This is a genomic window from Neisseria sp. P0021.S006 (genome assembly GCF_051956895.1).
On the sequence record NZ_JBQCWZ010000902.1, the window covers coordinates 1 to 590 of the forward strand.

1 protein-coding gene is annotated in these 590 nt (G+C 51.9%); it reads right to left on the minus strand.

The annotated features are described in order from the left end of the window. A partial coding sequence (locus tag ACTHUM_RS17800; RefSeq protein WP_440403663.1) for a lyase family protein occupies positions 1-521 on the minus strand: 521 nt, incomplete at its 3' end. Positions 522-590: the final 69 nt, after the last annotated feature.

Sequence of the window (590 nt, forward strand, 5' to 3'; positions counted from 1 at the left end):
TAGGCGAGCATGTGGTGTCCGAAGCTGACCGGCTGGGCAACTTGCAGGTGGGTAAAGCCGGGCATGACGGTTTCGGCATTTTGTTCCGCCAAATCGACTAAGGCCGTCTGAAGGTTTTGAATCAGGCTTTGGATAACGGTAATTTGATCGCGCAGCCATAGACGGATGTCGGTAGCGACTTGGTCGTTGCGGCTGCGGCCGGTGTGCAGGCGTTTGCCGGCGTCGCCGATTTTGTCGGTGAGGCGGCGTTCGATGTTCATGTGGACATCTTCCAAATCCAGCGACCAGGAAATAGTTCCTTCCTTGATTTCTGCTATAATCTCGGCCATGCCCTGACGGATGGCCGAGAGGTCGTCTTCGCTCAAAACGCCCGACTGTGTCAGCATTTGCGCGTGTGCCAGCGAGCCTTGGATGTCCCATTCTGCCAGTCGTTTGTCAAAATCAATCGAGCCGGTATATTTTTTGACCAGCTCGGAAACAGGTTCGTTAAAACGGCCTGACCAGGTTTTGTCCTTGCTCATATCAGCATCCTTAAAATATAAATAAAAAAAACAGGGCCTACGTCTTCAATATAGCAGACCCGTCTATAC